This is a genomic window from Candidatus Nitronauta litoralis, assembly GCA_015698285.1.
Lineage (GTDB): Bacteria > Nitrospinota > Nitrospinia > Nitrospinales > Nitrospinaceae > Nitronauta > Nitronauta litoralis.
On sequence record CP048685.1, the window covers coordinates 2,220,181 to 2,243,537 of the forward strand.

General features: G+C 49.0%; 26 protein-coding genes. 12 read left to right on the plus strand and 14 right to left on the minus strand.

The features are described from left to right. Positions 1-255 precede the first annotated feature (255 nt). Genes G3M70_10145 through G3M70_10160 form a run of 4 tightly spaced genes read left to right on the plus strand, consistent with a single transcriptional unit; the run spans position 256 to position 2,950 of the window. Positions 256-1,863: an IS1182 family transposase gene (locus tag G3M70_10145; GenBank protein ID QPJ62210.1), complete on the plus strand. Its 1,608-nt coding sequence runs from the start codon at positions 256-258 to the stop codon at positions 1,861-1,863. Positions 1,864-1,923: 60 nt separating this feature from the next. Continuing rightward, a complete protein-coding gene (locus G3M70_10150; GenBank protein QPJ62211.1) occupies positions 1,924-2,145 on the plus strand; it encodes a hypothetical protein in 222 nt (73 codons plus the stop codon). Positions 2,146-2,168: 23 nt separating this feature from the next. Further along, a complete protein-coding gene (locus tag G3M70_10155; protein ID QPJ62212.1) occupies positions 2,169-2,606 on the plus strand; it encodes a hypothetical protein in 438 nt (145 codons plus the stop codon). Further along, the gene (locus G3M70_10160) at positions 2,606-2,950 is read left to right on the plus strand and encodes a hypothetical protein (GenBank protein QPJ62213.1); all 345 of its coding nucleotides are present in this window, start codon (positions 2,606-2,608) and stop codon (positions 2,948-2,950) included. The genes G3M70_10155 and G3M70_10160 overlap by 1 nt, the downstream gene beginning before the upstream one ends. Positions 2,951-3,524: 574 nt before the next feature. Here the strand turns inward: G3M70_10160 and G3M70_10165 are convergent. The 7 genes from G3M70_10165 to rpmH all read right to left on the minus strand — a co-directional run bounded on the left by G3M70_10165 (position 3,525) and on the right by rpmH (position 7,672). Continuing rightward, a complete protein-coding gene (locus G3M70_10165; GenBank protein ID QPJ62214.1) occupies positions 3,525-4,235 on the minus strand; it encodes a hypothetical protein in 711 nt (236 codons plus the stop codon). Between the two features lie 221 nt (positions 4,236-4,456). Beyond that, entirely contained in the window at positions 4,457-4,765 is a 309-nt protein-coding gene (locus tag G3M70_10170) for a type II toxin-antitoxin system RelE/ParE family toxin (protein ID QPJ62215.1), read from the minus strand. A gap of 2 nt (positions 4,766-4,767) precedes the next feature. Beyond that, positions 4,768-5,028 (minus strand): antitoxin, encoded by a 261-nt coding sequence (locus tag G3M70_10175; GenBank protein ID QPJ62216.1) that lies wholly within the window; start codon positions 5,026-5,028, stop codon positions 4,768-4,770. A gap of 148 nt (positions 5,029-5,176) precedes the next feature. Continuing rightward, positions 5,177-6,952: a membrane protein insertase YidC gene (yidC, locus tag G3M70_10180; GenBank protein ID QPJ62217.1), complete on the minus strand. Its 1,776-nt coding sequence runs from the start codon at positions 6,950-6,952 to the stop codon at positions 5,177-5,179. Between the two features lie 16 nt (positions 6,953-6,968). Continuing rightward, positions 6,969-7,181: a membrane protein insertion efficiency factor YidD gene (yidD, locus tag G3M70_10185; protein QPJ62218.1), complete on the minus strand. Its 213-nt coding sequence runs from the start codon at positions 7,179-7,181 to the stop codon at positions 6,969-6,971. Positions 7,182-7,193: 12 nt separating this feature from the next. Further along, positions 7,194-7,535: a ribonuclease P protein component gene (rnpA, locus tag G3M70_10190; GenBank protein QPJ62219.1), complete on the minus strand. Its 342-nt coding sequence runs from the start codon at positions 7,533-7,535 to the stop codon at positions 7,194-7,196. Between the two features lie 2 nt (positions 7,536-7,537). Then, positions 7,538-7,672 (minus strand): 50S ribosomal protein L34, encoded by a 135-nt coding sequence (gene rpmH / locus G3M70_10195; GenBank protein QPJ62220.1) that lies wholly within the window; start codon positions 7,670-7,672, stop codon positions 7,538-7,540. 340 nt (positions 7,673-8,012) lie between these two features. Between rpmH and G3M70_10200 the strand changes: the two genes are divergently transcribed. Continuing rightward, positions 8,013-9,188, plus strand: a complete 1,176-nt coding sequence (locus tag G3M70_10200) for a hypothetical protein (protein QPJ62221.1) — start codon at positions 8,013-8,015, stop codon at positions 9,186-9,188. Positions 9,189-9,288: 100 nt separating this feature from the next. Here G3M70_10200 and G3M70_10205 read toward each other — a convergent pair whose 3' ends face one another. Further along, entirely contained in the window at positions 9,289-10,500 is a 1,212-nt protein-coding gene (locus G3M70_10205; GenBank protein QPJ62222.1) for a tyrosine--tRNA ligase, read from the minus strand. Positions 10,501-10,600: 100 nt separating this feature from the next. On the opposite strand from G3M70_10205, the gene G3M70_10210 reads away from it, so the two are divergent. Further along, positions 10,601-10,969, plus strand: a complete 369-nt coding sequence (locus G3M70_10210) for a hypothetical protein (GenBank protein ID QPJ62223.1) — start codon at positions 10,601-10,603, stop codon at positions 10,967-10,969. 224 nt (positions 10,970-11,193) lie between these two features. Continuing rightward, entirely contained in the window at positions 11,194-12,324 is a 1,131-nt protein-coding gene (locus G3M70_10215) for a class I SAM-dependent methyltransferase (GenBank protein ID QPJ62224.1), read from the plus strand. Between the two features lie 354 nt (positions 12,325-12,678). Here the strand turns inward: G3M70_10215 and G3M70_10220 are convergent, their stop codons facing one another. Further along, the gene (locus tag G3M70_10220; protein QPJ62225.1) at positions 12,679-13,407 is read right to left on the minus strand and encodes a DUF4197 domain-containing protein; all 729 of its coding nucleotides are present in this window, start codon (positions 13,405-13,407) and stop codon (positions 12,679-12,681) included. Between the two features lie 267 nt (positions 13,408-13,674). Between G3M70_10220 and guaB the strand changes: the two genes are divergently transcribed. From guaB to G3M70_10235, 3 genes are all read left to right on the plus strand, one after another. Next, on the plus strand, positions 13,675-15,141 hold the full coding sequence (guaB, locus tag G3M70_10225) for an IMP dehydrogenase (GenBank protein QPJ62226.1): 1,467 nt from the start codon (positions 13,675-13,677) through the stop codon (positions 15,139-15,141). 106 nt (positions 15,142-15,247) lie between these two features. After that, positions 15,248-16,795, plus strand: a complete 1,548-nt coding sequence (gene guaA, locus G3M70_10230; GenBank protein ID QPJ62227.1) for a glutamine-hydrolyzing GMP synthase — start codon at positions 15,248-15,250, stop codon at positions 16,793-16,795. A gap of 130 nt (positions 16,796-16,925) precedes the next feature. Then, on the plus strand, positions 16,926-17,489 hold the full coding sequence (locus G3M70_10235) for a DNA-3-methyladenine glycosylase I (protein QPJ62228.1): 564 nt from the start codon (positions 16,926-16,928) through the stop codon (positions 17,487-17,489). Positions 17,490-17,753: 264 nt separating this feature from the next. Here the strand turns inward: G3M70_10235 and G3M70_10240 are convergent, their stop codons facing one another. Both G3M70_10240 and G3M70_10245 read right to left on the minus strand, forming a co-directional pair. Continuing rightward, positions 17,754-18,134, minus strand: coding sequence for a LysR family transcriptional regulator (locus tag G3M70_10240; GenBank protein ID QPJ62229.1), 381 nt, complete (start codon positions 18,132-18,134; stop codon positions 17,754-17,756). Next, positions 18,131-18,904 carry a phosphodiester glycosidase family protein gene (locus G3M70_10245; protein ID QPJ62230.1) on the minus strand — a complete coding sequence of 258 codons (774 nt, stop codon included), beginning with the start codon at positions 18,902-18,904 and terminating at the stop codon, positions 18,131-18,133. Before G3M70_10245 ends, G3M70_10240 begins: the two co-directional genes overlap by 4 nt. A 429-nt stretch (positions 18,905-19,333) precedes the next feature. Between G3M70_10245 and G3M70_10250 the strand changes: the two genes are divergently transcribed. Together G3M70_10250 and G3M70_10255 are read left to right on the plus strand one after the other, a co-directional pair. Beyond that, a complete protein-coding gene (locus G3M70_10250) occupies positions 19,334-19,765 on the plus strand; it encodes a DUF4399 domain-containing protein (protein QPJ63784.1) in 432 nt (143 codons plus the stop codon). A 122-nt stretch (positions 19,766-19,887) separates the two neighbouring features. Further along, complete coding sequence (locus G3M70_10255; protein ID QPJ62231.1) at positions 19,888-20,097, plus strand: hypothetical protein; 210 nt, start codon at positions 19,888-19,890, stop codon at positions 20,095-20,097. Between the two features lie 55 nt (positions 20,098-20,152). Here G3M70_10255 and G3M70_10260 read toward each other — a convergent pair whose 3' ends face one another. The 3 genes from G3M70_10260 to lepA are packed head-to-tail and all read right to left on the minus strand — an operon-like array spanning position 20,153 to position 23,347. Next, positions 20,153-20,872, minus strand: coding sequence for an HAD family phosphatase (locus tag G3M70_10260; GenBank protein ID QPJ62232.1), 720 nt, complete (start codon positions 20,870-20,872; stop codon positions 20,153-20,155). Beyond that, positions 20,869-21,555 (minus strand): signal peptidase I, encoded by a 687-nt coding sequence (lepB, locus tag G3M70_10265; GenBank protein ID QPJ62233.1) that lies wholly within the window; start codon positions 21,553-21,555, stop codon positions 20,869-20,871. The genes G3M70_10260 and lepB overlap by 4 nt, the downstream gene beginning before the upstream one ends. Then, a complete protein-coding gene (lepA, locus tag G3M70_10270; protein ID QPJ62234.1) occupies positions 21,545-23,347 on the minus strand; it encodes an elongation factor 4 in 1,803 nt (600 codons plus the stop codon). The genes lepB and lepA overlap by 11 nt, the downstream gene beginning before the upstream one ends. Positions 23,348-23,357: the final 10 nt, after the last annotated feature.

The following is a 23,357-nucleotide window of genomic DNA, read 5'->3' on the forward strand; positions in this document are numbered from 1 at the left end:
TGGATTATTCAAGAGGAAGAGAATTTCTTCTGCCGTCTTGTCTCACCACTTAAATATTTGGGGGAAAGAGGCTTTTAATAAAAAGACTAATTATCGTAACTTCTTATTAGCTCAGACTATTATGGTGATTATTGGAGGGGCTTTTATTATGGGTGGCCTATATCTTTTTTTTCGAGACGCGATAGAATAGCTTTGCAACCTAAGTTTTAAAAGTCGTTTTAGAAGTTCCCTTCCCCCTCTTTCCCTGGAGGTTTTATGTTGAAGCCTTCTGCCTCTTCCCCGCATTCCGGTCAGGGCAGTTTTTTTGATCCGGAGTATGTGTGTGACCGGATTATTCCTGAAGACAGTTTCTACCGGCGGTTCAAAGAGAAGATCAATCCGCTCATCAAGGATAAGATGTTCGCTTCGATGTATTGTCTGGACAACGGTCGTCCGCCGATCTCCCCGGCCTTGCTGGCAAAGGCCACCATCCTCCAGTTTCACCGGAATCTTTCGGACCGCGAGATGGAGCGTGCCTGTGCGTTCGATATCGAGATCAAGTTTGCATTAGGGTTACGGCTGGACGAACGCCCGTTCGATCACTCTTCTCTCGGCGACTTCAGAAAACGCCTTTTAGAACATGAGAAGGAGAAGGAAGTCTTCGACAAACTCCTCGATAAACTGGTCAAGGAGGGATTGATCGGCCGGAATGAAATCCAGCGCATCGATGCGACGCACGTGATCGCGGATATCGCGCTTCCCACCATGACGGTGCTGGTGAAGAAGGGGGTGCGGAACGTGCTGATCCCGCTGAAGAAGAAACATCCGAAACTATACCAATCACTTGGCAAAAAGATCACGGTGGAGGAGTACGATCACCGCAAGGTGGACCATGAAGTGGATGGTCGTCTGGATTTTGCGGCCAAGGAGAAGAAACTGGTGGAGGTGGTGACTGATGCCCGGACAGTGCTTCGCAAGGCCGAGTCCGTTAAAGGTGACAAGAACCTTTCGAAATCCGTCGAAATGCTGAAACGTATATTGAGGGAACACATCACCGAAGATGAGAACAACCAGCCTAAAGAGAAAGTGCGCAAGGAGAAGCCCGCCGACTTGCTGGTGTCACCGGTCGATCCCGATGCACGCTTCGGCGCGAAGTCGAAGACGAAGAAGTTCCACGGTTACAAGGCCAATATCACCGAGACCGTCAACAGCCGCTTCATCACCAGTGTGCAGGCAACACCGGGAAACAAGCGCGACGGATCGGTGACGGTGCAGTCAATAGAAGAACAAAAGCCGCACCGTCTCAAGCCGGAGAAACTGATCGGCGACACGGCATACAGCGACGGAGGATATAGAAAAGCGCTCAAGGAACACGGCACGGAACTGGTCGCGCCCCTGCGGATCATGAACAACATCACGCGAGCCGTGTATCCGAAGTCGATGTTCGATTATGACGCGAAGAAGAACACGCTGACGTGTCCTGCCGGTGTGACGATCAAGCAGAGTTTTCACGATTACCAGAAGGACGTACGGATGTTTCACTTTCCCCTGACAAAGTGCGGCCCATGCGAGCACCTGTCAAAATGCACAAAAGCAAAAGAGAAACGGCGTGTGGTGGGGATCGGTCCTGCGCACCAGGAACTGAGAGACGCGGAAGTTTATAACAAGACTGATCAGTTCAAGGAAGACATGAAACTCCGGCAGGCGATCGAGGGAAAACTGTCCGAGATGAAGCGGTATCACGGGCTGACGCGGGCCAGGTATCGGGGACTAAACAAGATGAAGCTTCAATGTTACTTCACGGCGGTTGCGGTGAATATCAAACGATGGATCAAGTTGGAGATGGAGAAACTGAAAGTCCAGTCCGATCCCGCACCGACGTGATCCCTATAATATAAAACTGGAGTCAGCTTATTAATATAAGAAGCAAACGAAGCAAAGGAGGTGAAACCGAGGGACTCAGGGAGAACAGGACAGGCCGAGGCTGAAATCATGTGCCCCGGCACACCCAAAACTCCCGATCACTCCACGCCAGGACTGCACTATCCGGGGTTTTCAGACGGTATCACGTCCTCAACGATCCGATCAATTTCATTGACCCCACTGGGAATTGTCCAAATTGTTTCTGCCCGTGGTGCGCTGCTGCGGGTGCCGCTGGAGGCTTAGTATTTGAAATTGGCCTTCAGTTTATGGAGCATGGTTTAAATTTTGACTGCTATGACGGATGGGAAATAGTACAATCTACTGTCATGGGGGCCACCGGCGGCGTTTCCCTTGGTGCTATAGTTAAATTTGCAAAAGGAGCAAAAGCCGCAAAAGCGGCTAAAAATAATCGAAATAGATTTCCGGAAAACCCGGATGATTTACTTCCGGATTTACCTCGTGACGCAAAAGGGAGAATTTATCCAAGCGACAAGGTTCGTATTCGCCCAGAAAAACATCCCGTAAAGCCAGGCGAAACTTACTCTCCAAGGCACCATGGCCAACACTACCATGTTGAAACACGGACAGATCCGACGAAAAGCTGGAACAATAAAAATAATACAACTAAGGTAAAGCCTCCCGAGTACCAACGAGGGGAAGGGACCGGCTTTTTACCGGGTGAAAAATTTCCAGGGGCGCAATAATGGAAAAAATTGATGTTAAAACTCAAATTGGTTTTAATGATTCTGAGTTTGTCTCTTATTTGAAAAAACATAGTTTATTTGTTGTGAAAATTAGGGCATGGAACGAGTCCCAAGTTACGATAAACTTTAACGATGTGATTCGGGTAGTTGATAACGACGTGAATGGTATTTCAGGTTTTTTTGAAATCATTGGAGATAGCGAAGTATTACAACATGCTTTGAGTAGGTTGTATGAAAACGTCATTCCCAGCAATCATCCATATAAATGTTATCAATTCATTGATATTGATGATAATGCTGCCCTAGAAATTGTATGTTCTTCCATCGAAATTTTTTATTCGTAATAGTTTTTGTGAATAATATTTAGGTTTCGTTTGTCCAGTTAGCACCTAACACAAAAAACATGGAAAAAAGGGAAACCAGTTCCTGGCCGTCCCGATTTAGGAGAACATAATTTTAATGCGCGGATTCATACAATAAGTGCAATTCCTTTGGTAAAAAAGGAGGTAGGATTGATTTGCGGAAAAATCTTACCCTCACCCAAAGGAATCGCACCTATGAGACATTACCAGCAGTTAAGCAAAGAAGAAAGATTTTATATATGTGTACAAAGCTAGTATTTGCCGAACAGTGGCCCTTGTTGGGTATGTGATTTATGCGGCTATTTTAGCCGTCTTTTTTTGTTTTTGCTCCTGTATTTTATCTGGTTTTGGAAGACCTTCCTTGAAAACGGTTTCCGGTGTCCTTAAAGGGGTCAAGTCTTTAATTGACTACATGTTGATATTTGAGCTTTCTAAACATCAAAAGAGTTGAAGCGGTTTTCTCAGGATTTATTTCCTCATTAATTGGAATTTACTTCAGGGGGATATTCGAAAACGAGCTCCCTAAACCGAAGATGTGGTTATTAATATGGGTTGTTTATTTTAAGGTCTTAACAGAAGCGATTTCTTCTTTGGGCAAGGTCAAGGTTTTTGCCCCTTTCATTAAGGTAACCGTGTCATTGAGTTCCTTGTACACTTTGGACACAATGGTCTTGCCGGATTTCAGTTTAACAAGAAACAAGGATCCTTTTCTGGATGAGGCGCTCCTGGGTTTGGATGCCGCTGAGGCGGTTTCCCCAGAACTTGATTTGGGCTGATACCCGGGTTTGCCCGTTTTAGATCCCAGATAATCTTCGTAAACCCACCCCTCCTTGCCGACGGCCTCGCCAGTTAAAACTTTTACCCTGTACATGGTCAAATTGTGTTCGGGAATATCATCGGGAAGTTGTACATAACCCACGCCACCTTCTTCGTAATAATTGTTTGCCGTGCCTCTTTTTTGGGTGAAGGATTCCTTTTTAATCAACTCAACCGTTTCGACATCTTTAAGATAAGTGTAACTTTCCCGTGCATAGTTGGAAACTGATAGTGGGATTTTTTTGTATTGTTTCCACATGGCTCCTTTCAGCCAGTTTTCCTGCTTCTCGCGGTCGTAGTGAAACAGGCCCGTCCCTTTCTTCAATTTGAAATATTTTGATTTGGAATACTGTTGGCCGAAGGCCGTGGTGTGCCAGGTTAAAGCTGCAAAAAGGACACAAAAGGTAATTATCCAACCGTTTATTTTCTTTTGGCAAAGTGAGTCAGGCATTTCAGCTCAACCTTTGGTTGGGAATTAAACAGGGCGTGTATTTAGTGTAATGCGTTATTTGTATATTTCAACAAAAGGGTTCTATTGAAATAAGAGCCCAAGAGAAATTTCATCTAAAATGATAGAGGTGGGGTTTCTATGTCTGGCAATTGCTAGTCTTTGGCCACTTTATAAATATAGTACTGCTGGGCGATGGTCCGGGTGTTAAATAAGAGGAGAAATTATTTCAGTCGCTCTTTAAGGCGGATCAGCATATCCATTCGCTCATGAAGGACAGCTAATATGACAGGTTTCCCGCTTTCGGAATAAAAATAGAAAATAAAATGATGTTCACAGCGGACAACCTGCACCTCTGGAAACTTTTCTGAAAAGGTCCGTGAAGATACTTTTCTGGCCGCGATATTTTTTAAACCCTGACTGATTTTCCCAAGATACTTTTTCGCCTGGGCCTCCCCCCACTCTTGGATCGTGTAGCGGGAAATACCTTCCAGGTCGGCTTCCGCACCTTTGGTCAATTCATATGGAAGCACTATTAGGATTCCTGCCGAACGTCCTCAAAAATTTGTTCAACTGACCGTGTGGCAAACTCCCCTCTGCGTGCCCCTTCAATGCGTGGCTTTAAAAACTCTTCCAGTCTGCTGATCGCTTCTTCTTCCGACATGGAGTCCATTTCCGGCAGAGGAGGCAATACCCGTTCCAGAACATATTCCTTGATAGACTTGCCCTGTAAAGCGGCGACGGCCTTTAGCCGTTTATGTTGCTCCGGGGTAACTTCTATTGATAAGCGTTGCATTCTGTTTGCTCCTGTCCTTATTTCTAACTTTCAGTATGGCGGGAAGCCGTGTAATTGTAAACAATGAACATTTGTTCATTTGTGTTCTGGCGGTCAGGGAGCGGGGTAAAGCATCTTTTTTGAATGAATTAGCAGGGGAATGTGATCGCTAGTCCTTCGCCACTTTATAAATATAGTACTGCTGGGCGATAGTGAGGATATTGTTGATTGTCCAGTAGATGACGAGTCCCGCTGGAAAGGTGATGAACAGGAAGGTGAACACGATCGGCATCATCATCATGATCTTGGCCTGCATCGGGTCCATGGCAGTGGGTGTCATTTTCTGCTGGAGGATCATGGTGGCACCCATGATAACCGGAGTCACAAAAAACGGATCTTTTTCAGACAGGTCGGTGATCCACAACATGAATGGAGCGCCACGCAGTTCTATCGAAAAGAATAATGCGTGATACAGCGCGATGAACACGGGAATCTGCAACAACATTGGCAAACACCCGCCCATCGGGCTGACATTGTGTTTGCGGTACAGTTCCATCATCTCTTCTGTCATTTTCTGCCGGTCGCCCTTGTGCCGCTCCTGGATAATCTTGACGTAAGGCTGGACCTTCTGCATGCCCTTCATCGATTTGAAACTCTTGTGCGTCAGGGGGAAGAACAGCAGTTTGATGACGAACGTCAGGAAGATGATCGACCAGCCGTAATTACCCGTGAGCCCGTAGAAAAAGTTGAGGGCTTTTAAAATGGGTTTCACCAGAAATGCAAACTTGTTTCCAAACCAGCCGTAGTCGATCAGACGAACCAGGTGGTCGCCAGCATTTTCCAGCACTTCCAGCTCTTTAGTGCCGACGTACACTTTTGCAATCGAGGATGCACTGGACTGCGCCGAATCCATCTGCAATCCGACATAAATTTCCTTGTCGCCGTGTTTCTCCACAACTCCGGAATCGATTCCATCAACCGGTAGCAGGGCCGCAGCGAAGTATTTATTTTGAAACCCGGTCCATTTCAGATCACCCTTATGCTCCACCCGATCCTTTGTCATGTCAGCAGGATTCGTCTCAACCCGTTCATTGTTGAGGAAAGTGGTCGGTCCGGAAAATATGATGTAATCGGCCTGCGATTCTTTAGAACCCCCAAGTCCCGGGCCCCAAAGGATCCTGTATTGCAGGTTCTCCCCAGCAAATACCCGGCCATCTATTTTGTTCTCAACCTTGAACACCGGGTTGCCGTGCTCAAAGGTATAGGTACGGTCGACGGTGAGCCCAGTGGGATGCTTAAGATGAAAACTAATTATTACTTTTGAATTGTTTGAATCGAGCATCTGGCTGGGGGGCGCGTCGGTCTGGTAAATCGATTGCGCCAGTGCCTTGTTCATGCCGGTGTGGTCGGTCACCAGTGTCATCGGGTGAATTGTGCCTTCTTCGTGTGGCACCAGTTCCGCTGCCTCACCTTTCAGGCTTTTCATGTGGCGACTGCCAACAGACGTGATCACCCCGCCACGATTAGACAGAGTATAGGTGAGCGCTCCACTGACCACTTCGATTGTGCGTTCCGGAATTGCAGGAGCTGCGGGTTTGGGGGGAGCTGAGATCTGCTCTTCTCTTTTACCTTCGGTTTCCAGCATCGCTTCACCAGACAGGCTTTCTCCATTTTCACTCAGCGTATTACTTTTAGCTGGCGGGAGTAGAGACTCCAGAGTTGCGTCTTCATCAGGTTCCTCGATTTTAGAGGGAACCGGTAAAGCATCGTCTGCTGGTTTAACTTTATTTCGTGATGAGTTCCCGGGAGCTTCAGCTGTTTGTTCGCTTGCCGTCGAATCCGCATTCCCTTTGGGGGGTTGCGGTTGGACGACGGACATCAGCCATCCCCAGAGCACAAAGACTCCCAGCGACAGGACGCAGGCAATGAGCAGTCGGTTTTCCAAGCAGGTGTCTCCCTCGTCAGTTCACAGGATCGTAACCACCCTTATGGAAGGGATGGCATTTGGAAATACGGAGGAAGATCTTTGGGATCGCGCGCCAGAACGGGAACCGGTCCAGCGCCTCCAGGGCAAAGTGCGAACACGTGGGGTTGAATCGGCAACACGGTCCCATCAGCGGAGAAACAAGATAGCGGTAACCACGTACACCAGTTTTCAGGATGGAATTGATCATTAGGATTTTTGTTCAGGACCTGGGTAAATGGGAAAGAATACGACCTTCAATTTCCCCGTACAGGGTTTTCACCATGGGTTTTCCGGATACCACGACGACGTCCGTGCCGGGCTTGAACCGGTCCATATTCAGTCGAAACACTTCCCGGATCTTCCTCTTTGCCCGGTTGCGTTCGACGGCATTCCCTACCTTTTTGGAAGCAATGATGCCGAGCCGTTTTAGACCCGTGTCATTTGGGAGGAAAAACAGGAGGCAAAGCTTATCGACGCGCCGTTTTCGCCCAAGATCCATCACCCGTTTAAAATCGGGACGGGACAAAAGCCGGTTTTCCTTGGGAAACAATTGCTGCCCCATGGTCAAACCGTGAGGCTTTTGCGTCCTTTACGGCGGCGGTTGGAGAGTACCCGGCGACCCGCTACAGTGGCCATTCTGGCGCGAAACCCGTGGGTGCGCTTGCGTTTCAGGTTGTTCGGTTGAAAAGTTCGTTTCATGTCTAATTGATATCGAATTGGGTGGGTTAGCACTATTTCCGGGCATGACGAACCATTTCCGGGAGCAAACCACGTTGAAAGTTGAACAGGGATTATTTCATTGCCTCAGGCACCTGTCAAGGGAGAAAACCTGTAAATTTAGGAGGTTACATCCAGCCTTTCCAAAAGCCGTTATTTTGAATAAAATCCCATTATCTCTCTGAATTATTTTGACTTGAGGATCTTTTTCAGGTTTACAAACAGGAATAATCTGGTACCATCTAATTTACCCAAAAATAATGTAAATTTGGTTAAATTCTGCCCAAGAGGCGGGATATTCCATTTGCAGGAGAACGCGACCATGCGGCACAAAACGCGAAAGTGTTTGGTCTTCAACTATTTGATTGTTATGGGGCTTATGGCTCTTGTGGCTACCGGCCCGGCTCTGGCGGAACCTGAGGTTATGGCAGAACTGACCTCGGGTTCTGATATGTTGCCCCTTTATCGTGGCGATCTGGAAGAAACGGAAACGCCAGCATCCCAGGCACAATCCGACAACCCTATGCAGGTTGCGTCTCGGTTACCGGCCCCGGAGGTGATTTCCAAGCAAGTCACCGCAGCCAGCCCGCCGACCCAGTTCTTCAATGAAAACTTGTCCCTCATCACTCTTGGAGAATACATCCGTTCCGGATATCTGGTGGATGAACACACTCCATTTGGTTCCATTATTCGTAACGAAGGGTTTTGGAGCAATGCGATCAACTATGAGATTGTTGACCTCGACATTGGAACGAACAAGGGCTTGAAGCCCGGCGACAAACTGCTGGCCTATCTCATCAATGATAATTTTAACCAGGGGTTTGATCTGGAAGTTCCCGTGCGCCATCCGGTTCAATCCGACCATCCTTATCTGAAAACCAGAGATGGTGGTGTCGCCAATGATTTGTGGGACATGAAAATCGGCACTGGAGAAACAGGGATCTGGAAGAAAAAACTGGAATGGTTTGATGAGTTGATGATCGCAAGAGGTGAAGACCGCGGAGACATGGTTCGCGTGGTGGGTATCCTGGAAGTGAAGCAGGTTGAAGCTGAAAAAGCGCGGGCGCAGGTTACTGAAATGATCGAGCTCATTCCACGCGGATCTTTTGTTGCTCCTTATCCAAAGAACCTTCCGGCCATGATGACCGAAGATTTTCGAGGTCCCCGTAAAAATCTGTCCGGTTTTGTTATGGAAAACCGGGAAGGCTATCTGTTAAGCAGTGAACGGGATATTGTGTTCATCGACCTTGGAAAGACGCATAACGTGGCACCGGGAGACCGCTTCGATATTCTGGCCGCAGCCAGGGAAGAAAAGGAAGTGATCCGCAGCCTGATCAACCACGTAGAGAAAATTGTCGATCCGGAGCCGCGTTTGTCCATTGACCGGGTTATTGGTGAGCTGGTTGTGGTCAAGGTGGGCGGTAAGTCTTCGACTGCAATGATTGTCGATGGGTCTGAACCGATATTACCCGGCCACCGCATTCGCAGTAAACGCTAAAGGAATCCAAATTGTATTCGGCTACGAGCGGGCCTTTATTTTAAAGGCCTGTGAGTTGCCGGAGCAGATCCAATCATATTTCCCAGGATCTTTGAAACTATCAGCCTGCCTTTATTTTTAGAAACCGCTTCTTGCCAACTTTGATCAGGCAGTCGCGGTCTCCTGAAAGTTCCTGGTTCTCATCCGCGACTTTCTCTCCGTCGATTGAGACTGCACCCTGCTTAATCATGCGCCTTGCATCCGATGTACTGGGGCAGAGCGAACTTTCCTTCAGCACTTTCCAGACTGGCCATTTCTCACTACCCCAGCCGGAATACTCGGGTATCTCATCCGGTAACTGGTGCTTCTTGAACACATTTTCAAATTCCTGAACAGCTTTGTCGGCGATTGCCTCTGAATGGTATCGGGCCACCAGCTCGCGTCCGAGCCGCACCTTCGCCACTTTTGGATTGAGCGTCCCGGAGCTGGCATCCTTTTTCAACTCCTCCAGCTCCTCAGTGGAAATATCACTGAGCAGTTCATAGTAGCGCCACATCAATTCATCTGAAATGGACATGATTTTCCCGAACATCTCGGTGCCGGAATCGAGCACGCCGATGCTGTTATTCAGGCTCTTGCTCATTTTCTGAACACCGTCGGTGCCTTCCAGCAGCGGCATGGTCAGGATGTTTTGCGGTGGCTGTCCATGCGCTCGTTGCAGATCACGCCCCACCAGCAAATTGAATTTCTGGTCCGTACCACCGAGTTCAACATCCGATTGCATCGCGACTGAATCGTAGCCCTGAATCAGCGGATACAATAACTCATGCAGGGAGATCGGCAGGTTGGCCGCCAGGCGTTTCTGGAAATCGTCGCGCTCGATCATCCGCGCTACCGTATACTTGGCGGCAAGATTGATGAAGTCGACCGGGGTCAGCTTGTTCATCCATTCGCTGTTAAACATTACCGTCGTTTTTTCACGGTCCAGAATTTTGTAAACCTGCTCCAGATAGGTCTTCGCATTTTCACTGACCTCTTCCGGAGTGAGGCTCTTGCGGGTCTCGGATTTTCCCGTCGGGTCTCCGATGATCCCGGTGAAATCTCCGACCAGAAACACCACCTCATGACCCATTTCCTGAAAATGCCGCATCTTATGTAGAAGAACCGTATGGCCGAGATGGAGATCGGGCGCTGTCGGATCAAACCCGGCTTTGACGCGCAGGGGTTTCCCTGTTTTGATAGACTTCTCCAAACGTTCGGTAAAGTCTTTCTCGTCGATGATCTCGACGGTTCCACGCTTGATGATCTGAAGTTGTTCGTTTAAAGGTCGCATAAGTTTGTTTGGTTGAACAGGAATTGAACGCTATCATACCCCCCGGCAAACTGCAATTGAAGGCTTATCCCAAAACCTGATTTTAGTAGAGCAAAAATAAATGACTGATGTCCCATCAATAGAAAATGGCAGGATGAAAAAATACAAACAAGCCGCCTGGATGTTCACCGGGATGAATCTGCTGTACCTGGTGATCACTTTTTTTGTGATGCCACCCGTGGGGCTTGATCCCTTCTACGGTGTCATGTTTTGCCTGGTTGCCGTTGTCCTGAGTGGGGGATTGTCCTTACTGATTGCACGCCAGGGTCGTAAGCTTGCGATGTCTCTCGCGCTTATTTACGCCGGGCGGATAGGTGTCTCGGTGTATACACTCATCGCTGGAACTGCATTTCCTATAGTGCCCTGGGTCTTGTCAACGGTCGTCATTGCCTTTTATTACCTGGGCCGTGCCGCCTGGGACTGGCCGTGATGCTGGTAGAAATCTTGTGTGTATAATGGCGGCCTTTCTTTTGTTAGAAAATGAATCTTCGGAGTGAGTGTTCTTCGTCATAGCGAGTGACAAAAAGGGGCGTGGCGATCCATAGTCATAGCTGAAAATGGATTTTAGGGGTGGCCCGCTGGATAGCTTCGTCACCACATTTCCTCGCAATGACAATAGGAAACATTTTCAGAGATTAATATAAGTAAAAAAACATGAACACATCTGCTGGAATATTTATTGAAGACCCCAACCGCCTGCCACTGTTAACCGAACGGGGCAGGGCGTTCAAGGGACTCGATAGGTCCAACGCGCCAGACCTCAACGAACGCGTGCGCGACTTTTTTGAAACGTTGAATGGCCGGCTCGGTTTTCGCGATTCTCCCGAAGGTCAGGTTCAGCAGGAAGCGTTCAACGAACTCCTGCGTTACAGCTATCCCGAGATCATGATTGATCTTGCCGACCTGTTGTACGTCCAGCATGAGCGGCCCATGGTGTTTCTCAACCTCGATCACCTGCACCTCAACCGCGAAGCCGATGCAGCAAAGCTGGAACTCGACCCACTATTGCTCAATACGCGCATGGAAGCGGTGTTCTACGCTCTGGCCAATACTCTACGTGCCGACAACCGGTTTTTAAACGATCCAACTCTGGTCAAGCTGCTGGCGGAGAGCTACAGTTTTTATCTCTGGCTCACCAAAAATTTTCCCTGGGAAGATCCGCTTCCGCAAGGAGTAGGGCCCAAGGATGGCCCGGTGCTGGACGTCGCCACCGGTCTTACCGGGTTCAGCCTGATCCACGACTGGCCCGAATCGCATCCTCCCCTGACCCTGTCCGACACCATGCCGTTTATTGTGGAAGGGCTCAACCACTTCCGCCAGTTGATGGGAAAACAGCAGGTCACGATTCAGTCATGGAGTTTCCCGCTTGAAAAAGACATGCAGGGGAAAATGAAGAAAACCTTCGGCAGGATTCACGTCAGTAAATTTTTACATCACCTGCAACGTGAACAGAGGCGCGCATTTCTCGCCTGGGCACAGACGGCGTTGAAGCCGGACGGACAACTCATCATCATCGACACCGACCTGGAGTACCGCATCCTGAAAGACGCAGAAGACCCCCTGTATCGAGAAAAACTCATGCCTGGTTATCTGGAAACCCTGGTTCCTATAGAAGACAAGTTCTGCCACCATATGATAGAAGACGTGCGCGCAGCCAATTTTGCCGTCGAGCATTTTGATGCGAACGAATATTATGATGAGACCGATGCCTACAGCCACTTCCCCGGCCAGAACCTCCCCCTCAAATTCATGGGCATCGAAATCGTCGCCCAACCAAAGACTTAGCCAGGCGGGCAACGGTGCTTGGCGCACGGCCAGCGTACAACCTTTGGCAATACAATTGGGACATTGAAGAGTTTTTCTATGTGTCCTTCTGCGGTCGGCAAATAGCAAAAACACCGCATGTCATTCTGAGGAGCCCAAAGGGTGACGAAGAATCTCGCCTTGGATTTTTCAAAATTCCCCCTTCTCCGAAGAGGGACGCGAAGGTGCTGGCGCACAGCCAGTAAAGAGCAGGGGGCTTTGACCAATTCCGTGCCGCTGTATCCTGCCTTACTTCTAAAAGATTATTGATAAAAGATTTTACGGAAGAAGCCTCCCAGCCCCCTTCGGAGAAGGGGGAGCAAGCCCACCTCGGGTCTACTTAAACACTTCCTGCAGAATGTCGGTTACGCGGGCCTGCGGATTGGTGCGGATTTTCTTCTCTTCTTCTCCCACCATGTGGAACACACCGTCCATGGCCTTCTCGGTCACATAAGGTTCGAGGTCCATTGAATCGGCTTTCATAAAGGGAATCGTGTTGAACTTGTCGACGAGGGCCTGATAACTCCGTGTCACGCCGACTTCATTCATGCTGTTGGAAATGATCGGACGAAACGCTTCGGCGATCTTGCCTGAAGTTTTTTCGCGGAGGTATTCCGTCGCGGCAGTGTCGCTGCCATCGAGAATCTTTTTGGCATCTTCAAACGTCATCTCCTTAACCGCATCCATGAAAATCGGTTTGGCTTTATCGACTGCCGCTTCTGCGGCCTTGTTCATGCTCAATTCAAATTCATCCACCGGTCCATCAAAACCAACCTCCCGCAGCATGTTGGTCATGCTTCTGATTTTTTCAGGCAGTAGAATTTTCACTGCTTCGTTTTTGAAATAGCCACCCGGGTTCGACAGCACCGAAACCGCATTGCCTGTCCCGACAGACAACGCTTCTTTTAATCCTGAAACAATTTTCTCCAGAGATAGGTCTCCGGATGTGACAGCCGGAGCTTTTTCTGTTATGCCACCAAGTAATTCATCAAAAAAACCGGCCTGAGCCGGTGCAGTAAAAATAAATCCAACGAGTAAAAGGCAGGCAATGGACAAGCGTTTCATATAAATCTCCGATTTAAATTTTTTATCTTCCAGCCACTTTAAAAGTGTCCCATGATCCTGGGGCCAAATCAAAGGTGATATTTCTGTCACTGAAATGACGACCACCTGAAATGCAAAAAGGGACCCCCAATGCCGTGTAAAATACGGAAATAAAAAGCGTCAAATTTTCCCTTCCCAACCCCCGGTTAGACCGTGCTATTATGCTTTTTCAGGCGTTTGCGATAGCGTCACCACCCACACCTCCAGCATCCGGAAACACAAGACTTTATGGCCAAAATACAAGATCCTGAAATGTACCTTACTTTTGACGATGTTCTTCTTCTGCCGGCATATTCCACCATGTTGCCTTCGGATGTGGATATCTCTACGCAACTGACCAAATCCCTCGAGTTGAAATGTCCGTTGATCTCGGCACCGATGGATACAGTCACGGAATCCGAGTTGGCGATCACTCTGGCGCAGGAAGGTGGAATCGGCATCATTCACCGCAATCTCCAGCCAGAAGTGCAACGCAAGATGGTGGAAAGGGTCAAACGCGCGGTAAGCATCATCATTCCAGACCCGATTACCCTTGATCCGGACAAAACACTCGGCGAAGCGCTGGAGATCATGGACAAATACAAAATCACCGGTATCCCAATCACCCGAGATCGCAAGCTGGTCGGTATTCTCACTAACCGGGACATCCGGTTTGAAACGAAGATGCTCAAGAAAATTTCGGAATTGATGACGAGTGAAAACCTGGTGACGATTCCGGACGGCACTTCACTTGAAAAATCAAAACGCATCCTGCACGACAACCGGATCGAAAAACTGCCAGTGGTCGATGATCGAGGCAACCTCAAAGGATTGCTCACCCTGAAAGATATTCTGAAGGCAACCGAATATCCGGGCGCGACCAAGGATGACCACGGCAGACTGCGCGTGGGAGCTGCACTTGGCGTTTCCACCAACACCCTGCAGCACATTCAGGACATGGTCACGGTTGGACTCGATGTTCTCGTTATTGACAGTGCCCACGGGCATTCGGAAAAAGTATTGAACACCATTCGCGAGATCAAAGGAACATTCCCGGAACTGCAGGTCATTGGTGGGAACGTGGCCACTGCAGAAGGTACAGAAGCACTCATCAAGGTAGGGGCAGACGCGGTCAAGATCGGGATTGGGCCCGGGTCTATCTGCACCACCCGCGTGGTTTCCGGAGTGGGTGTGCCACAGATCACCGCTGTCATGAAGTGTAATGAGGTCGCTGAAAAGAAAGGAGTGCCCATTATTTCAGATGGGGGTATTCGCCACTCCGGAGACATCACCAAAGCCATCGCGGCCGGTGCCCGTGCCGTCATGATCGGTTCGCTGTTTGCCGGTACCGAGGAAAGTCCGGGAGAGAAAATCCTGTATCAGGGGCGGTCCTACAAAGAGTATCGCGGCATGGGGTCCATCGGCGCCATGCAGAAGGGCAGTTCCGACCGATATTTCCAGGAGCTGGGTCTTAACGAAAGCAAACTGGTGCCGGAAGGTGTCGAGGCACGAATACCTTACCGCGGTGGCATGCGTATCACCGTCCACCAGTTGCTTGGCGGACTGAGGGCGGGTATGGGATATTGCGGAAGCACTTGTATCGAAGATCTTCGAAAAAAATCGAAATTCATCCGGACCACTCCGTCCGGTTTGCGCGAAAGTCACGTCCACGATGTTATCGTGACCAAAGAAGCACCGAACTACCATATCGAATAACAGGGAACGGGCAAAGACTGGCCACCCTTGCTCACCCAACCGCATCCTGCAAAATTCAAAACTACATTGAGGTCTCCCGGAAACCCGGGAGCCTGGGGGGAAATCATTGAGCCTGCACGATCATAAAATCCTCATTCTTGACTTTGGATCCCAGTACACACAAAACATTGCCCGGAAAGTTCGCGAATGCGAGGTGTATTGCGAAATCCACCCTTGCACCTGGGAATTGGAAAAAATCAAAAAGTTTAATCCGAAAGGAATTATCCTTTCCGGCGGTCCGGCCAGTGTTCTGGAAAAAGGTGCGCCCCAAATAGACCGCAACGTTCTCGAACTGAATATACCCGTGCTGGGAATTTGTTACGGAATGCAGGTGTTGACCCACCTGCTGAACGGTCGTGTCGATCCGTCTACGGAACGCGAGTTTGGCCGCGCCGAGCTCATGGTAAAGGAATTTTCTCACCTGTTCGATGGCGTGAAAAACAAGTCGATTGTCTGGATGAGTCACGGTGACCGTATCTCGCGTATGCCTGAAGGTTTCCGTACCACCGCGTTCACAGACAACTCACCCATCGCAGCGATGGAGCATCCGTTACTGAAACTTTATGGTCTGCAGTTTCACCCCGAAGTGGTGCACACCCAGGAGGGGCTGCACATACTGAAGAATTTTCTCTATAAAATCTGTGCTGTGGAATCCGAGTGGAAAATGGATTCTTTGGCCGAGTTTTCCATCAACAACATCCGCAAACAGGTTGGCAATGGAAAAGTGCTGTGCGGTTTGAGTGGCGGGGTCGATTCTTCGGTGGTGGCAATCCTGCTGCACAAGGCCATCGGCGACAGGTTGACCTGTATCTTTGTGGATAACGGAGTTTTAAGAACCGGCGAACGTCAGAAAGTTGCGGAAACCTTTCGTGAGCATTTCAAAATCAATCTCATCGTGGTCGATGCGGTTGATCGTTTTCTCGACAAGCTGGAGGGAGTGGAAGATCCCGAACAGAAACGCAAGATCATCGGCAATGTGTTCATTGAGGTTTTTGAAGAAGAAGCCAACCGCCTTGGAGATTTTGAATACCTGGCGCAGGGAACGTTATACCCGGATGTAATCGAATCGGTTTCCTTCAAAGGCGGGCCATCGGCAGTCATCAAATCCCATCACAACGTGGGCGGTTTGCCGGAAAAGATGCATCTCAAGCTGGTCGAACCGCTGCGTGAACTGTTCAAAGACGAAGCACGCGCGCTGGGCAGCGAATTGGGATTGCCCGATGAAATGATTTCCCGTCAGCCCTTCCCCGGTCCAGGGCTCGCCATCCGCGTTATCGGCAAGGTCACCCGTGAGCGGTTGGATATCCTCCGCCTGGCCGACAAGATCATACTCGAAGAAATCAAAGCCGCCGGACTTTACAAATCCATCTGGCAATCGTTCGCTGTTCTGTTGCCGGTGAAAACGGTGGGTGTGATGGGCGATGCGCGCACTTACGAAAACGTGATCGCCATGCGCGCCGTCAACAGCACCGACGGCATGACAGCCGACTGGGTCCACCTTCCTTATGAACTTCTCGGTAAAATCTCCAACCGGATCATCAACGAAGTGCAGGGCGTCAACCGCGTCTGCTACGACATCAGTTCCAAACCCCCGGGCACCATCGAATGGGAGTGACCTTCTTGTTCCCGAAGAAAGCCTTGTCTCTACAGACAGGTAGTTGTCGCTAGTTTGAAATGAAATATATTGGAGTGTCATCGTACGTATTTTCCATTATCAAATGTCTTCCACATTTGAGTGAACCTCAATGAAAAATAAACGCTGTGCCTGGGCGACTAACGAAAACAGTATTCCCTATCACGATGAGGAGTGGGGGGTGCCAGCGCATGACGACCGTCTGCTGTTTGAGTTTTTGATTCTCGAAGGGGCGCAGGCGGGTTTGAGCTGGGACACAATATTAAAGAAAAGGGATCATTATCGAAAAGTATTCTCTGATTTTGATCCAAAAAAGGTGGCGCGGTTTAAGCAGGAAAAGATTGAGAGACTGCTTCAGGATACCGGCATTATCCGCAACCGGCTCAAGGTAGAGTCCGCCGTTTCCAACGCGAAGGCCTATTTGAAAACTCAAAAAGAGTTTGGCAGTTTCGATGCCTACATTTGGGGATTTGTGGATGGAAAACCAATTTGCAACAAATGGAAATCGTTAAAGCAAGTTCCCGCCACTACTCCCATTTCCGATGCCTTGAGCAAAGATCTCAAGAAGCGTGGTTTTCGTTTTGTGGGGTCAACCATAATGTATGCCTTCATGCAGGCGGTGGGGATGGTCAACGACCACGAAACGTCCTGCTTCCGTTACAGGCAAATCAAATAATAGATTGACCCGGAATACGATTTCGATATTCCCTCTTCCCGAATGGAGCTTTTCAATAATGGATAATCAAAGTCCAGGGCGAGATGCTTCGTTTCACTCAGCATGACAATACGATATTTTATGTCATTCTGAGAAGCCGTAGGCGACCCTTCGACAAGCTCAGGACAGGCTCCAAATCTCGCCTTGGATTATTTCTTTTTTACTTTAGTCTTTGGTTTGTTAAATATATTTATGGGCAAAATCGGAGTACACAGTAGTTCATCATCAACTCTTCAATTGTTTTTTGATTGCGATCCATTCCTTGTCGGTCGCTTTCTGGGATTTTTTTTCCATATCGCGGTATAGCAAAATAATTTCCCGACCCAGCTCTGTAAGGCTGGCCCCGCCTCCTCCTGCACCCCCTTTTTCACGCGACACCAGTGGATTTTTAAAACACTGGTTCATTGTTGCCACCATATCCCACGCCCGTTTGTAGCTGAGTCCCCGTTCGCGGGCGGCGCCTGAAATGGACCCTGCGCTGTCGATCGCTTCCAGTAGATCAATTTTTCCAGGACCCAGGGCGATCTCCCCCTGCACGGTGATACGGAAACGCGCTTTGCATTTCACGGTTTCCTGGCTACCTGGGGTTTTGGATTTCGGCATCATTTAACGGGTTTGCGGACGACGCCGATGACATTCGGGATGGGCCAGGCGATGGTGTTGCCTGTGCTTTCCGGTCGGCTGTTTTTAAATGTACCGACGAACTCCTGTTTCGATTCTCCGGCGTTCACGAACAGTTGTGCTTCCGGGCCGCCCTCTACATACATGGCTCGCTTCAACTGGATTGTTTTCAGTTTGAGCAGGTGTTCGATGAGATCGTGAACCGAAGTGGGAACGCGGGAATGGATGAACAGAATGCGGCCTTGCAGGTCCTCGCCGATTGCGGCGACGCTCCATTTTTTTCGCTTTTGTTGTTCCCATACATTTTTGCGGTCACAGGACACCATCCGGATACTTTGCACCAGGGACTGGTATTGTTTTCGCAATTGTTTTACGTCCTGGCAATCACGGTCCAGAATCTGCACGGGCGGCAGGGCAGGGGATTGCGGATCGAATGCCAGTAAGGCCTTGTCTTTTGAGAACCAGGTGTTGTTGACGTGCTTTCCTGATTTCATATAAGACACGCTGGTCATGTGGTCGCGTTGGTACATACTGGCGTTGATGGCGGCGACCAGTTCATGACGACGGGACCACTGTCGGGCCGAAAGGGGTTTGCCTCCCTTTTTGCGGGAAGCATTGAGCAAGCGGAATTCGAAGCGGCTGGGATCAATCCTGAGGACTCGGATGGAGGCTGCCGTTGCGGGCCGTACTATACCGGGGGCTGGGAAGGAGGCCATTTCAAGTCCGGGTTCTATATTTTCCCAGTTCTGGGGCAAGCTTCCACCCAGGGCAAACTGTGGAAGGAAATTAAAAAGAAAAGCGATAACGACAAAACTTATAGAGGGATAGCTGTGTTTCCCCAACAATCTCCGAAAAACTGATCTAAGGGATCCTTCATCTCTGGAAAGAAGCCGATTGACTTTTCCCTGGGAAGCAAATAATGAAGTATCGGAGGTCACCATAGGAGATTTATTTACCCGCTTTGGTTGATTTTGGCTCTTTTTCCATTATAATTTATCCCGATAACCGATTACAAAACAATAAAATTGATACAAGGGTGGGGGAACGGCTACCAATTCGGTTACAAATAAAAAGTAAGCCCCCAGTGCATCCGGGAATTAATTGTAAGAAAGGGACGTTAAATGAAAATATTCACACGCATTTTTATGGTTGCAATGGCAGTATTGCTGGTAGGTTGTGAGACCATGCACCACGGATCAGGAGGGGGTTCTTCTGCAGGTTCATCAGGCACTTCCACGAGTGATTCATCAGGAAGTACTCGCGATAGTGGTACCGGGGTGACTATTGTGAGCCCGGAAACTGCAAGCAAGCATCATGTGGGTCCGGTTGAAATCTGCATGGAAACCAATGGGTATACTGTCGAGCCAGCAAAAAATGGAGTGAACGCGGGTAAAGGTCACCATCATCTGATCATAGATGCAGACCTCCCCGATCTGGGATCACCTATTCCCAAGGATGCCCAGCATATTCACATGGGTGACGGTTCCAAATGTAAAACTATCGAATTCAGTGCAGGTGTGCATACTATTCGGGCGCTTTTTGCCAAGGGGAATCACATCCCTTACAATCCGTCGGTAACGGACACCGTGTTTATCTATGTGACACACTCTAACTAATTTAGAGGGTCTCTGAGGTTCCATATAGGAGATGCTTAAGGGGAACATGGATGTTTTCCCTGGCCCTCAGGAGGAAATGATTATTCACTTGTTCTTTTGACTAACATGAAGGAGCGTTAAACATGAACATGATGATTCGCACAGGCCTGGTACTTCTTGTTGTATTGAGCCTTGGTTGCGCTACGCAAGGTCAGGGAAGTTCCGGCGGAGCCTCCTCCGGGGGTAAATCCTCTGCAAGTGCTGCTCCCTCCTCAAGCGGAAGCAGTGGGCACAAAATGTTGACGGAAGAGGATTACAAGCGCATCGGTATTTCAGAAACGGGAAGTAGATAAGAACATCCCGTCTAAAACGGTTCTTATAGCGGGGAGCTTCGGCTCCCCGTTTTTTTTATGTTTTTTGTTCCAGATGCGTTACGAGATGGTCGAGGTCCGGGATGACCAAATCGGTTTCAGAAAAATCAATTTTCATATTGAGCTTATTGCGTACGATCAGGCAGGGCATGCCCGCCTCCCGTGCTGCGTTTAAACCTTTCAAGGCATCTTCAATCACCAGGCACTTTTCAGGAGGTAGGTTGAGGATAGAGGCGGCCTCGATAAAAATATCCGGCGCGGGTTTTTCCCTGCGTTTGTCGGGGGCCTTGCCGAGTATGGTGGTGACAAGTCCATCTGCGTCTGCATGTTTGAGTATTGCACGGATGTCGTGTTCCCAAGAGCCGGATGCGATGGCGAGGGTGAATCGTTTTTTTGCCAACTCAATGAACCGTTGGGCTGCAGGAAAGAGTGGAATCGCCCCGTTGTTACAAAAATCGGAATATTCTTTGAATTTTTCCTGACGGATTGTGTTGACACTTGCTGGCAGCTCAAGGTTATGGCGGTCAATCTCTCCCTGAATACCGGTTCCCTTTGAAGTGAATTCAACCCAGTATTCATCCGGGTCCAGCGAGTGTCCGTAACGTTCGAACACAGTGTTGTAGGCTTTGAAATGGAAGGGTTCAGAGTCTGCCAGCAACCCGTCAAAGTCCAGAACAAGTGCTTCAACAGGCTTGAGCAGTGTTCCCAGCCGCGAACAGATTACCTGAGGATCTTTTGGCTCGTTTTCAGGGGTCATTCGATAGCATTGAATAGCCGGTCCCAGCGCACCCTGCCGCAGAGAAAGCAGTCGCCTGTCGTTTCCCAGGACCAGTAAATCCGACGGGCTTTACCTCTGATTTTTTTAACGTCGAGCACACCCCAGAACCGGCTGTCCCGGCTGTTTTCGCGGTTGTCTCCCATCATGAAGACATGACCTTCAGGGATGCGAATCGGACCATAATTGTCCCGAGCCCCATCCAGGTCAACAGGCATTGTATGGTGGGCATGAGGGTCTTCCAGTTTTTTCCCATTGATGTATATTTCCTGCCTTCTGATTTCCAATGTCTCTCCCGGAAGTGCAATGACACGCTTGATGTAATCCACACTTTCGTTTTTCGGGAATTTAAAAACGATGACATCGAAACGTTCCGGGATATCCTGGAAAAACACAATATCGGAAAACAGCCGAATGTCGGTGAAAAGGATTTCGTTGGGAATATGGATTCCGTAGCTGTATTTGGTTACCAGAATATGGTCGCCCACCAGGAGGGTGTCTTTCATCGAGCCAGACGGAATTTTGAAAGCCTGAACGAAAAACGTGCGAATAAAAATTGCCAGTAAAAATGCAACGAGCAGGGCTTCTAACAGTTCCCTGGCGCTTCCTTTTTGCGGCTTTTCTTTTTCTCCGGTGATTTCCTCACTGGTGGAATTATTTGACATCGGTCCTCAGCACTGCCAGGAAAGCTTCCTGTGGGATTTCAACTTTGCCGATTTGTTTCATTTTTTTCTTTCCGGCTTTTTGTTTTTCTAAAAGTTTCCGTTTCCGGGTGATGTCGCCACCATAACATTTGGCCAGAACATTTTTACGCAGAGCCTTGATGCTTTCGCGAGCAATGATTTTCCCCCCGATGGCAGCCTGGACGGCCAGTTCGAACATTTGTCGGGGAACTTGTTCCTTGAGTTTTTTGGTCAGATCCCGCCCTCTGAAGTAAGCCTTGTCCTTATGGACTATGGTAGACAAGGCATCCACCAGCTCCCCATTGAACAGGATATCCAACTTTACCAGATCAGCCGACCGAAAATCTATAAATTCATAATCAAAAGAAGCATAACCTTTGGTGCGGGACTTCAGCACATCATAGAAATCAAGTACGATTTCATTGAAAGGGAATTCATACTCGAGCCGTACCGTTTTGGGAGTGAGGTATTCCATCTTCGTTTGGATACCGCGGCGTTCAATGGCAATCTGAATCAGGCTGCCCACAAACTCCTCTGGTGTGATGATGGTTCCGTGGATATAGGGTTCTTCCAGATGATCGAGATTGGAAATTTCCCTGAGTTTTACCGGATTGTCCAACATCACCGTTTCACCATCGGTGGTGTGTACTTTGTAAATAACCGTGGGGGCTGTGGTGAGCAATGCCAGGTTATATTCCCGTTCCAGCCGTTCGCGTACAATTTCCATGTGCAACAGCCCGAGGAATCCGCAGCGGAAACCGAAACCGAGTGCTGCTGACGTTTCGGGTTCATAGCTGAACGAAGCATCGTTCAGCCTGAGTTTTTTCAGTGCGTCGCGCAGGTTTTCATAATCCACACCATCGATCGGGTACAACCCTGAAAACACCATGGGCTTGACTTCCTTGTACCCGGGCAGCGGTTCTTTTGTCGGTTCTTCGGGCAGGGTTACTGTGTCCCCAATACGAGTCTGGTCGAGTTGTTTGATCCCGGCGACGATGAACCCGACTTCTCCCGGTTCCAGTTGCTTGACTACTTTTGGAGCTGGAGTGAAGACTCCAATCTCTTCCACATCGTAGGTTTGGCCGGTGGCCATCATGAGGACTTTCGACCCCGCTTTGAGCACCCCTTCCATGATACGGACCAGAATGATTGCGCCCCGATACATGTCATACCAGGCATCACACAACAGGGCTTTTAACGGTTTGGAGGCGTCTCCCACCGGTGAAGGTATTCGTTCGACCACAGCCTGTTTGATGTCTTCAATACCGATCCCTTCTTTAGCGCTGGCAAGGATTGCTTCTGAGGCTTCTATTTGCAGAACGTCTTCGATTTCCTCTTTGACACGATCCGGATCTGCTGAGGGCAGATCAATTTTATTGATGACAGGAATGATGAAAAGATCGTGTTGCATGGCAAGGTTTACGTTAGCGATGGTCTGAGCCTGGATCCCCTGGGTGGCGTCGATCACCAGCAGCACGCCTTCGCAGGCGGCAAGGCTGCGTGATACTTCATAGGTGAAGTCTACATGGCCGGGAGTGTCGATCAGGTTGAAGATATACTGTTTTTTATCTTCAGCCTGGTAATCGATGCGAACCGTCTGGGCTTTGATGGTGATTCCCCGTTCACGTTCTATGTCCATGTTGTCAAGCAACTGGTCGCGCATTTCCCGATTGGTCACAGCGCCGCTGGATAACATCAGTTTGTCAGCCAAAGTCGATTTGCCGTGGTCGATATGGGCGATGATCGAAAAGTTACGAATCTGGTTCTGGTCCATAAAAATAGAT

Excerpts from the sequence above, each read along its gene's own strand:
- G3M70_10175 (QPJ62216.1), bottom strand. The coding sequence starts at position 5,028 with ATGCAACGCTTATCAATAGAAGTTACCCCGGAGCAACATAAACGGCTA.
- G3M70_10240 (QPJ62229.1), bottom strand. The coding sequence starts at position 18,134 with ATGATGCCGAAATCCAAAACCCCAGGTAGCCAGGAAACCGTGAAATGC.
- guaB (QPJ62226.1), top strand. The coding sequence starts at position 13,675 with ATGGCCAAAATACAAGATCCTGAAATGTACCTTACTTTTGACGATGTT.
- G3M70_10260 (QPJ62232.1), bottom strand. The coding sequence starts at position 20,872 with ATGACCCCTGAAAACGAGCCAAAAGATCCTCAGGTAATCTGTTCGCGG.
- G3M70_10210 (QPJ62223.1), top strand. The coding sequence starts at position 10,601 with ATGACTGATGTCCCATCAATAGAAAATGGCAGGATGAAAAAATACAAA.
- G3M70_10235 (QPJ62228.1), top strand. The coding sequence starts at position 16,926 with ATGAAAAATAAACGCTGTGCCTGGGCGACTAACGAAAACAGTATTCCC.
- rnpA (QPJ62219.1), bottom strand. The coding sequence starts at position 7,535 with ATGGGGCAGCAATTGTTTCCCAAGGAAAACCGGCTTTTGTCCCGTCCC.
- G3M70_10160 (QPJ62213.1), top strand. The coding sequence starts at position 2,606 with ATGGAAAAAATTGATGTTAAAACTCAAATTGGTTTTAATGATTCTGAG.
- G3M70_10215 (QPJ62224.1), top strand. The coding sequence starts at position 11,194 with ATGAACACATCTGCTGGAATATTTATTGAAGACCCCAACCGCCTGCCA.
- G3M70_10220 (QPJ62225.1), bottom strand. The coding sequence starts at position 13,407 with ATGAAACGCTTGTCCATTGCCTGCCTTTTACTCGTTGGATTTATTTTT.
- lepA (QPJ62234.1), bottom strand. The coding sequence starts at position 23,347 with ATGGACCAGAACCAGATTCGTAACTTTTCGATCATCGCCCATATCGAC.
- G3M70_10165 (QPJ62214.1), bottom strand. The coding sequence starts at position 4,235 with ATGCCTGACTCACTTTGCCAAAAGAAAATAAACGGTTGGATAATTACC.
- lepB (QPJ62233.1), bottom strand. The coding sequence starts at position 21,555 with ATGTCAAATAATTCCACCAGTGAGGAAATCACCGGAGAAAAAGAAAAG.
- G3M70_10200 (QPJ62221.1), top strand. The coding sequence starts at position 8,013 with ATGCGGCACAAAACGCGAAAGTGTTTGGTCTTCAACTATTTGATTGTT.
- yidD (QPJ62218.1), bottom strand. The coding sequence starts at position 7,181 with ATGATCAATTCCATCCTGAAAACTGGTGTACGTGGTTACCGCTATCTT.
- G3M70_10155 (QPJ62212.1), top strand. The coding sequence starts at position 2,169 with ATGGAGCATGGTTTAAATTTTGACTGCTATGACGGATGGGAAATAGTA.
- rpmH (QPJ62220.1), bottom strand. The coding sequence starts at position 7,672 with ATGAAACGAACTTTTCAACCGAACAACCTGAAACGCAAGCGCACCCAC.
- G3M70_10255 (QPJ62231.1), top strand. The coding sequence starts at position 19,888 with ATGAACATGATGATTCGCACAGGCCTGGTACTTCTTGTTGTATTGAGC.
- G3M70_10205 (QPJ62222.1), bottom strand. The coding sequence starts at position 10,500 with ATGCGACCTTTAAACGAACAACTTCAGATCATCAAGCGTGGAACCGTC.
- G3M70_10145 (QPJ62210.1), top strand. The coding sequence starts at position 256 with ATGTTGAAGCCTTCTGCCTCTTCCCCGCATTCCGGTCAGGGCAGTTTT.
- G3M70_10250 (QPJ63784.1), top strand. The coding sequence starts at position 19,334 with ATGCACCACGGATCAGGAGGGGGTTCTTCTGCAGGTTCATCAGGCACT.